General features: G+C 74.3%; 7 protein-coding genes. 5 read left to right on the top strand and 2 right to left on the bottom strand.

Annotated elements, in window-relative coordinates; all coding sequences use genetic code 11:
* On the bottom strand, positions 1–2962 hold a 2962-nt coding region (locus SSNG_RS34690), incomplete at its 3' end, for a BTAD domain-containing putative transcriptional regulator (RefSeq protein WP_007268639.1).
* Positions 2963–3082: 120 nt separating this feature from the next.
* Between SSNG_RS34690 and SSNG_RS34685 the strand changes: the two genes are divergently transcribed.
* The 5 genes from SSNG_RS34685 to SSNG_RS34665 are packed head-to-tail and all read left to right on the top strand — an operon-like array spanning position 3083 to position 7596.
* On the top strand, positions 3083–3835 hold the full coding sequence (locus tag SSNG_RS34685; protein ID WP_007268638.1) for an SDR family oxidoreductase: 753 nt from the start codon (positions 3083–3085) through the stop codon (positions 3833–3835).
* Between the two features lie 45 nt (positions 3836–3880).
* Positions 3881–4489: an NAD(P)H oxidoreductase gene (locus SSNG_RS34680; protein WP_007268637.1), complete on the top strand. Its 609-nt coding sequence runs from the start codon at positions 3881–3883 to the stop codon at positions 4487–4489.
* Positions 4486–6045 carry an MFS transporter gene (locus SSNG_RS34675; RefSeq protein WP_007268636.1) on the top strand — a complete coding sequence of 520 codons (1560 nt, stop codon included), beginning with the start codon at positions 4486–4488 and terminating at the stop codon, positions 6043–6045. The genes SSNG_RS34680 and SSNG_RS34675 overlap by 4 nt, the downstream gene beginning before the upstream one ends.
* Before the next feature lie 56 nt (positions 6046–6101).
* Positions 6102–6704 (top strand): HD domain-containing protein, encoded by a 603-nt coding sequence (locus SSNG_RS34670; protein ID WP_050780021.1) that lies wholly within the window; start codon positions 6102–6104, stop codon positions 6702–6704.
* 31 nt (positions 6705–6735) lie between these two features.
* On the top strand, positions 6736–7596 hold the full coding sequence (locus tag SSNG_RS34665) for an MBL fold metallo-hydrolase (RefSeq protein WP_007268634.1): 861 nt from the start codon (positions 6736–6738) through the stop codon (positions 7594–7596).
* Positions 7597–7614: 18 nt separating this feature from the next.
* On the opposite strand, the gene zwf is transcribed toward SSNG_RS34665, so the two are convergent.
* Positions 7615–9036, bottom strand: a 1422-nt coding sequence (zwf, locus tag SSNG_RS34660) for a glucose-6-phosphate dehydrogenase (protein WP_241695306.1), incomplete at its 5' end; no start/stop codon positions are given.

Below are 9036 nucleotides of genomic sequence, written 5' to 3'. Positions count from 1 at the left end.
GGGCGTGCGCGGCGGCCAGGCCCTCCAGGGCGAGGGCGACGGCGCGCGGGTCGCCGGTCGCGGAAGCGGTGGCGTAGCCCTCCTCGTGGAGGGCGAGCGCCGCCTCCGGCTCGCCCCGCAGCTCCGCCACGAAGCCCAGCTCGGCCAGGATCAGCGCGTTCGCGCCGTCGAGCCCGACCTGCCGGTGCCAGTCCAGCACCGTACGCATGTGGGCCTCGGCCTCGTCCAGGAGCCCCTCGCGGCGCGCGCCGAGCCCGAGTCCGACCTGGGCGTTGATCTCGCCCGCGCGGAAACCGATCTCGGCGGCGAGGCGGCGGGAGCGTTCGTGGTGCGCGCGCGCCCCGGCGAGGTCCCCGGTCAGCAGCGCGGTACGCCCGAGCCCGGACAGCAGGTCCGCCGCCTGGGTGTGCAGGCCGAAGGCTTCCGCGGTGTCCAGTCCGCCCCGCCACCGCCGGGCCGCCCGCCCGTAGTCGCCGTGGATCTCGGCGACCGCCGCCAGCGGGTACACCGACCACAGCCGGCCGCACGCGTCGCCGATGTCCCCGAACAGTTCGAAGCTCCGCCCCGCGTCTCCCTCCGCCCCCGCCAGGTCGCCGCGCAGCAGCCGCTGCACCGACCGGTCGGCGAGCGCGGCGGCCTCGCCCCACCGTTCGCCGAGTGCCCGGAAGCCGTGCAGCGACGCCTCGGTGAGCTCCTCGCCCGCCAGGAAGTCCCCGGTCCCGCACAGCGCGTGCGACAGGGACCACCGAGCCCAGGCCAGCAGTACCGGATCGCCCTCCTCCGCGCACCGGGCGAGCGCCTCCTCGAAGCGGGACGCCCGGTCGGTGCCGTCGCCGGTCAGCACGGCGAGGGCTGCCCGCCAGACGCCGGCCCGGGCCCGCAGCGCAGGGTCGCCACCGGGCAGCGTCAGTGCCGCCGTCACCGAGCGCAGCCCCTCGCCGAGCCGGCCGCGCAGGATCCAGTACCAGGCGAGCGCGTCGACGAGCCGGAGCGCGTCCTGCGCGTCGCCGGGCGTGCCGCGCTCGACGGCCCCGTCCAGCGCCCCGCGCAGATTCGCGCTCTCGGCGTCCAGCCGCGCCAGCCACTCGCCCTGTCCCCGTCCGCGCAGCCCGGGCGCCGCCGCGACGGCCAGGTCGGCGTAGTGCGCGAGGTGCCTGCGGCGTACGGGCTCCAGCTCGCCGGCCTCCCGCATCCGTTCGACGCAGTACGCGGACACGGACTCCAGCAGCCGGTAGCGCGGTCCGTCGGCGGCCACCACCAGCGACCGGTCCACCAGCCGTACCAGCAGGTCCATGACGTCCACGGCGTCGACCCCGTCCCCCGCGCACACCTCCTCCGCCGCCTCCAGCGTGCAGCCCTCGGCGTGCACGGCGAGCCGCCGCAGCACCGCCCGTTCGGGCTCGCCCAGCAGTTCCCAGCTCCAGTCGATCATCGCCCGCAGGGTCTGCTGGCGGGCCGGCACGCCCCGCTGCCCGGCGCCGAGCAGCCGGAACCGGTCGTCCAGCCGCTCCAGCAGCCGGTGTACGCCGAGCGCCCGAACCCGGGTCGCGGCCAGCTCCAGAGCGAGCGGGATGCCGTCCAGGCGGCGGCAGACGGCCTCCACCACGGCGGCGTTGGACGCGTCGACCACGAAGCCGGGCGCGGCGGCCGCGGCCCGCGCGGCGAACAGCCCGGCTGCGTCGCCCGGAGCGAGCGGCGGGACCGCCCACAGGGTCTCCCCGGCCAGCGCCAGCGGCTCCTGGCTCGTGGTCATGATCACGAGACCGGGCGCGGACCGCAACAGCCGCTCCGCCAGCGCCGCCGCCCCGTCGATCACGTGCTCGCAGTTGTCGAGGACGAGCAGCAGCCGCTTGGGGCCCAGCACCCGTGCCAGCCGCTCCGCCGGGTCGGGCACCTGCTCGCCTTCGGACCGTACGCCCCACGCGCCGTCGTCCCGCAGCTCCATCGCCGCCGCGACGACCTCGGCCGGATCGCCGCCCGAACCGGCGAGTTCGACCAGCCATTCCCCGTCGGGGAAGGTGCCCTTCAGCTGTTCGGCGACGGCGACCGCGAGCCGGGTCTTGCCGACGCCGCCGGGGCCGGTGAGGGTGACCAGGCGCCGGGTGGCGAGGAGTCCGCGTACGTCGGCGACCTCGTCCTCGCGCCCGATCAGGCCGGTCAGCGGGGTGGGGATGTTGGTCCGCGCGCGGACGGGGGAACGTACGGGAGGACCGGCCAGCTCCGGGGCCTGCTGGAGCATCGCCCGTTGCAGCCCGGCCAGTTCGGGGCTCGGGTCGAGGCCGAGTTCACCGGCGAGCCTGGTCCGCAGGTCCTCGTACCCGGCGAGTGCCTCGCTCTGTCGCCCGGACCGGTACAGCGCCCGCAGCTGGACGGCGCGCAGCCGCTCGCGCAGCGGATGGCGCTCGACGAGCTCGGCCAGCTCCCCCACCAGCCGGGCGTGTTCGCCGCTGTCGAGCCGGGCCTCGGCATGCTCCTCCAGGACGACGAGCCGGTCCTCCTCCAGCCGGGTCGCGGCGGCCCGGGTGAACGTTTCCTCGGCGAAGTCGGCGAACGCGGGCCCCCGCCACACCTCCAGCGCCTCGGCCAGCAGTCCTGCCCGTACGCGCGGATCCCCGGCGGTCTTCGCCCGCGCCGCCAGCTCCGCGAACCGGTCGGCGTCCAGCGCGCCCTCCCCGACCGCCAGCTGGTAGCCGGGCGCACGGGAGACGACCAGCCCGCGCCCGCCCGGTTCGGCCTCCTCCAGGACGCGGCGCAGCTGGGAGACCTTGGCCTGGAGCGCCTTCGCCGGGTTGCCGGGGGGCTCCTCGCCCCACAGGTCGTCGATCAGCCGGTGCGCGGCGACGGGCCGTCCGGGGTCGACGAGGAGTGAGGCGAGCAGGGCGCGCACCTTCAGCTCGGGGACCCGTACGGGCTGCCCGTCGTCGGTCCATACGGCCGTCTCGCCCAGCACCCCGAATCGCATGCCGCCACGTTAGCCCGCGCCCGCGACCTCGCCCGAACCGGACCCGAACCGGACCCGAACCGCCGCGCCGGATGGTGTTCCCCGTCCGAAGAGAACACCCCCGACACCGGGAGAAACACCATGAACGCCAAGCTCACCGGCCGCACCGCCCTCGTCACCGGCGCCAGCCGCGGCATCGGCCGGGCCATCGCCCAGCGCCTCGCCGCCGACGGCGCCCGCGTCGCCGTCCACTACGCCTCCAACGAGACCGCCGCGAAGGAGACGGTCGCCGCGATCGAGGCGGCGGGCGGCAGCGCCTTCCCGATCCGCGCCGAACTGGGCGTGCCCGGCGACGCGGAGACCCTGTGGCGGGCGTTCGACGAGCACGCGGACGGCGTCGACATCCTCGTCAACAACGCGGGCATCGCCGGCCCCGGCCTGATCCACGAGGTCTCCGAGGCCGACTACGACAAGGTCTTCGCGGTCAACGCCAAGGCGCCGTTCTTCATCATCAAGCAGGGCCTGGACCGGCTGCGCGACGGAGGCCGCATCATCAACGTCTCCTCCGGTGTCACCAAGGTCGCCTTCCCCGGCATGACGTCGTACGCCGCCTCGAAGGGCGCGGTCGAGGTCCTGACCCTCACTCTCGCGCAGACCCTCGGTTCCCGTGGCATCACGGTCAACGCGGTCTCCCCCGGCACGATCGAGACCGACATCCACCCGTGGATGGCCGACCCGGCCGCCAAGGCGCACGCCGCGGGTTTCTCCGTCTTCGACCGGGTGGGGCAGCCGGCCGACGTGGCCGACGTGGTGGGGTTCCTCGCCTCGCCGGACGGGCGCTGGGTGACCGGCCAGAACATCGACGTCAGCGGCGGTTCCGGCCTCGGGTTCTGAGGTCCCGGGAACCACTGAGGATTCAGGATCCGAGGAGCAGAATCGATGACTACACGTCACACCCTCCTGGTCGTGGCCCACCCCCGCCCCGACTCGCTCACCGCCCAGGTGGCCACCCATCTGCACGGCCGTATCAAGGACACCGGGGGGACGGTCGACGTACTCGACCTCTACGCCGAGGACTTCGACCCCCGGCTGACCCCGGCCGACGAGCCGGACTGGGAGAACCGGGAGAAGCACTACTCCCCCGAGGTCCACGCCCACATGGGCCGGATCGCGGCCGCCGACGAGATCGTCGTCGTCTTCCCGGTGTGGTGGTTCGCCCCGCCCGCCATCCTCAAGGGCTGGATCGACCGGGTGTGGAACTACGGCTTCGCGTACGGCCGCAGCAGGCCCCGCCTCGCCGGGAAGCGGATGCTCTGGCTCGGGCTGGCGGGCGGTTCGCCGTCCTCGTACGGGCAGGACGGGCTCGGCGCGGCCATGGACGTCCAACTGCGCGTCGGGGTGTCGCAGTTCTGCGGGATCGAGGACGCGCGGGTGCGGCTGCTGCACGGCACCGAGCTGTCCGGCATCCCGCACGCCCAGCGCCCCGACCACGTCCACAAGGTGCTGGCCGAGGCCGGCGCCGCGCTGACGGAAGGAGGAGACCGATGAGCGTCTCCACCACCTCGCCGCGAACCGGAGGGGCCGCCCGGCAGTGGCTCGGTCTCGCGGTCCTGCTCCTGCCCGTGACGCTGATGACCGCCGACCTGGGTGTGCTGTGGCTGGCCACCCCCTATCTCGCCGCCGATCTCCACCCCACCGGCGCCGAACTGCTGTGGACCACCGACATCTACGGCTTCCTCACCGCCGGCACCCTCGTCATCATGGGCACGCTCGGCGACCGCATCGGCCGCCGCAAGCTGCTGACGGCGGGCTCGGCCGGGTTCGTCGTGGCCTCGCTGCTCGCCGCGTACGCCCCGAACCCGGCCGTGCTGATCACGGCCCGTGCGCTGCTCGGTGTCGCCGGCGCGGCCGTACTGCCCTCCACGCTCTCCCTGATCAGCCACATGTTCACCGACCCGCGCCGCCGGGCCACGGCGATCGCGATGTGGGTGACGGCGTTGTCCGTGGGCCTGGCCGTCGGCCCGGTCATCGGCGGAGTGCTGCTGGCGCACTGGTGGTGGGGCTCGGTCTTCCTGATCGGCGTGCCGGTGATGCTGCTCGCGCTGCTGACGGCGCCCGTACTGCTTCCCGAGTACCGCGACCCCGAGCCCGGCCGCCTGGACTTGGCGAGCGTCGTGCTGTTCCTGCTGGCGGTGCTGCCGCTGGTGTACGGGATCAAGGCCCTGGCCTCGGGCGCCCCCGGCTGGGAGCCGGCGGTGGCGTTCGCGGCGGGGGCGGTCTTCACGACCCTCTTCGTACGCCGCCAGAACCGGCTGGCCACCCCGCTGCTGGACCTGCGGCTCTTCCGGGACCGTGCCTTCACCGGGGCGCTGCTGACCCTGCTGCTCGGGATGACCGCGCTCAACGGGGTGGAGTACCTGGTCCCGCAGTACCTCCAGGCGGTGGCCGGCCAGTCGCCGCTGGAGGCCGGGCTGTGGCTGCTGCCGGGTGCGGCGGGCCTCGTCCTGGGCTCGCAGCTCACCCCCGTGCTGGCCCGCCGGATCCGTCCCGCGTACGTCCTGATCGGCGGCATCCTCGTATCGGTCACCGGTTACGCGGCCATCTCCCTCTCGGAGGGCGTCGTGACCGCCTCCGCCGCCCTGACCGTGATCATGTTCGGTGCGGCTCCGATCAGCGTGCTCGGTACGGCGCTGGCGGTCGGCTCGGCACCCCCGCAGAAGGCGGGCGCGGCGGCGGCGACCGGCCAGACGGCGTACGACCTCGGGCTGGCCCTCGGCATCGCGGTCACCGGCAGCCTCGCGGTCGCGGTCTACCGGTCCGGCATTCCCGCCGACGCCCCCGCCGAGGCCCGTGACACCCTCGGCGGGGCTGCGGCAGCCGCCGAACGGCTCCCGGACGGGGCGGCGTTGCTGGAGACGGCGCGGGACGCCTTCACGGCCGGGCTCCAGGTGGCGTCGGCGGCCAGCGCGGTGGTCGCGCTGGTGACGGCGGTGCTGGTGGCTACGCTGCTGCGACGCATCCCGCCGGTGGGGGCGCCGCCCGGGGCTCCCGCGGAGGACACCGGCCCCGCGGCGGGTGCGGAGCCCGTACCGGCCGCTCGCTGAGCCCTTGCCCACAGGGGGCTGCGCACCTGCGCACAGGGGCCAGTACTGTCACCGGGATGACGTCGACACCCTCCGACCCCCTGTCCCGTGCCCTTGAGGCCTCGGCAGAGCCGTCCCTGAGGCCGCTGCCGCCTGTGGTGGCGGAACTGCTGCGCTCCCTCGGGGCTCCGCCCCGTTTGGCGGCGCACCTGCGCGCGGTGCACGACGTCGCGGTCGAGCTGGTGGAGTGGGTGGGGGACCGGTACCCGGACCTGGCGGTGGACCGCGACGCCGTTCTCTTCGGCGCCGCAACCCACGACGTGGGCAAGACCCTGCACCCCGAGGAGCTCTCCGGGCCGGGATCGGCGCACGAGGCAGCCGGCCGGGATCTGCTGCTGGAGCACGGCTTCGCACCCGGCCTGGCCAGGTTCGCCGCCACCCACGCCAGCTGGGACGGCCCCGGCGTGGGGGTCGAGGACCTCCTCGTCAGCACCGCCGACAAGGTCTGGAAGGACAGACGCGTCCCCAATCTGGAGGACCGGCTCGTACGGGCGCTGGCCGCGGCGACGGGGCGCGAGCCCTGGGAGGAGTACCTCGCGCTCGACGACCTCCTCACCCGTCTCGGCGAGGACGCCGCCCGTCGGCTGGCCTTCCAGGCTTCCTTCCCCGTCGACCGGTGACCCGTCCGGCCCGGCGGGTAGGTTGGGGTCCGTGATCGACTTTCTTCGGGACGCTCCGGTCGAAGGCAGCCTCGACGTCGTCTGGCACGCGGGGTGGCCCTCCCCCAAGCACGACCCCGCTCCGGAGATCCAGGTCCACGCCTACTCCGAGCACACGGTGCTGCTGCGCCAGAACATGTCCGTGCACTTCGAAGCCCCGTTCCTCTTCCTGCTCTTCGGCAACGACCGGGCGCTGCTCCTCGACACCGGCGCGTCCGCCGACCCGGCCCACTTCCCCCTGCGGGAGACGGTCGACCGGCTCGTCGCGGACTGGCTGGAACGCCATCCGAGGCCCGCGTACGCGCTGCTGGTCGCCCACACCCACGGGCACGGCGACCACGTCGCGGCGGACCGGCAGTTCGCGGACCGGCCCGACACCACGGTCGTGGGCCCGGGGCTGGACGAGGTCACGGGTGCCTTCGGCCTCGCCGACTGGCCTCACCGCACCGGGACACTGGACCTGGGGGGCCGGATCGTCGATCTGATCCCCGGCCCCGGCCACCAGCGGGCGGCGCTGGTCTTCCACGACCGGCACACCGGCCTCCTGCTGACCGGCGACTCCCTCTACCCGGGGCGCCTCTACGTCGAGGACCGGGCTGCCTACTCGGCCACCGTCGACCGGCTGCTCGACTTCTGCGCCACCCGGCCGGTCCGCCACGTCCTCGGCTGCCACATCGAGATGACCACCACGGCGGGCGAGGACTACCCCCGCGGCACCGTGCACCAGCCGGACGAGCCGCCGCTCCAGCTCACCGTGGACCACCTGCGCACCCTGCGCAGGGCCCTCGACGAGACCGCGGACGGCCACGGCACCCACCCCTACGGGGAGTTCGTCCTCGTGTACCGCGACTGACCGCCGACGGGGGACGCGTCACGAGGGCGTGGCGCGCCAGTCGGGCAGGTGCCAGCGGTAGGGGGCGACGAGGGCTTCGATGCTGTCCGGGCCCCAGCTGCCGGGAGCGTACGGTTCGACCGGCGGGGGCGCGTCGAGCAGGGGGGCGGCGACCTCCCAGAGGCGTTCGACGCCGTCGGACCGGGTGAACAGGGCCTGGTTGCCCCGCATGGCCTCCAGGAGGAGGTGCTCGTAGCCCTCCAGGAAGTTCTGCGCGGCGAACGAGGTGCGGTAGTCGAAGACCAGGTCGGCGTCGGCGAGCCTCATCGACGGCCCGGGTTCCTTGACGAGGAAGCGGGCGGTGATCGAGCCGGGGTCGCCGAAGTCGATGACCAGCTCGTTGCTCCGGCCGCCGGCGGTGACCCGGGCGTCCAGCGGGAACATCCGCAGCACCGGCTCGCGCAGGCCGAGCGTCACCACGTGCCGGCCTTCGGCGAGGGCCTTGCCCGTGCGGAGGTGGAAGGGGACCCCCGCCCACCGCCAGTTGTCGATGCCGACGCGCAGTGCCGCGAAGGTCTCGGTGTCCGAGGCCGGGTCGACGCCCTGCTCCTCGCGGTAGCCGGTGTACTGGCCCCGGACGACGTGGGCGGGGTCCAGCGGGCGCATGCTGTGGAAGACCTTGGCCTGTTCGTCGCGCAGCGCGTCCCCTTCCAGGGCGACGGGGGGTTCCATGGCGATGAAGCCGAGCAGCTGGAACAGGTGGGTGACGACCATGTCGCGGAAGGTTCCGGTGCCCTCGAAGAAGCGGGCGCGGCCCTGGATGTCGATGTGCTCGGGCACGTCGATCTGTACGTGGCTGATGTGCTCGCGGTTCCACAGCGGTTCGAAGAGGCCGTTGGCGAAGCGGAGCGCGAGGACGTTGTCGACGGCCTCCTTCCCGAGGAAGTGGTCGATCCGGAACACCCGTGACTCGTCGAAGACGGCGTGGATGGCCGCGTTGAGCGCGCGGGCGGAGGCGAGGTCGGTGCCGAAGGGCTTCTCGACGATGACCCGGCCTCCCTCGGCGAGCCCCGTGTCGCCCAGCAGGGCGATGACGGAGCGGAACGCGACGGGGGGCACGGCGAGGTGGAAGAGCCGGTGCGGGCGGCCCCCGAGGGCGGTCTCGGCTTCCCGCACCGCCGCCAGCAGGGGCTCCGCGGCCCCCGTGTCGGCCGCGCCGAAGGACAGGGCGGCTTCGAACGCCTCCCACTCCGGGCCCTCGGGCCGCGAGCGGCCGAATTCCGCGACGGCCTGCCGCGCGTGGGCGCGGAACTCCGCGTCGGTGGGGGCCCCGGCGGCGGGGGCCGTGCCGACGACGCGGTAGCGCGGGGGCATCAGCCCGGCCCGTGCCAGGTTGAAACAGCCCGGGCAGCAGCTTGCGCCGCGCGAGGTCGCCGGTTTGCGCTCGAACAGCACGATGAC

This window comes from Streptomyces sp. C (assembly GCF_000158895.1).
In the GTDB taxonomy this organism is placed as follows: Bacteria; Actinomycetota; Actinomycetes; order Streptomycetales; family Streptomycetaceae; genus Streptomyces; species Streptomyces racemochromogenes.
The sequence above is the reverse complement of the archived record's forward strand: the minus strand, read 5'-3'. Positions and strand labels throughout refer to the sequence as shown.

Excerpts from the sequence above, each read along its gene's own strand:
- SSNG_RS34685 (WP_007268638.1), top strand. The coding sequence starts at position 3,083 with ATGAACGCCAAGCTCACCGGCCGCACCGCCCTCGTCACCGGCGCCAGC.
- SSNG_RS34680 (WP_007268637.1), top strand. The coding sequence starts at position 3,881 with ATGACTACACGTCACACCCTCCTGGTCGTGGCCCACCCCCGCCCCGAC.
- SSNG_RS34675 (WP_007268636.1), top strand. The coding sequence starts at position 4,486 with ATGAGCGTCTCCACCACCTCGCCGCGAACCGGAGGGGCCGCCCGGCAG.
- SSNG_RS34670 (WP_050780021.1), top strand. The coding sequence starts at position 6,102 with ATGACGTCGACACCCTCCGACCCCCTGTCCCGTGCCCTTGAGGCCTCG.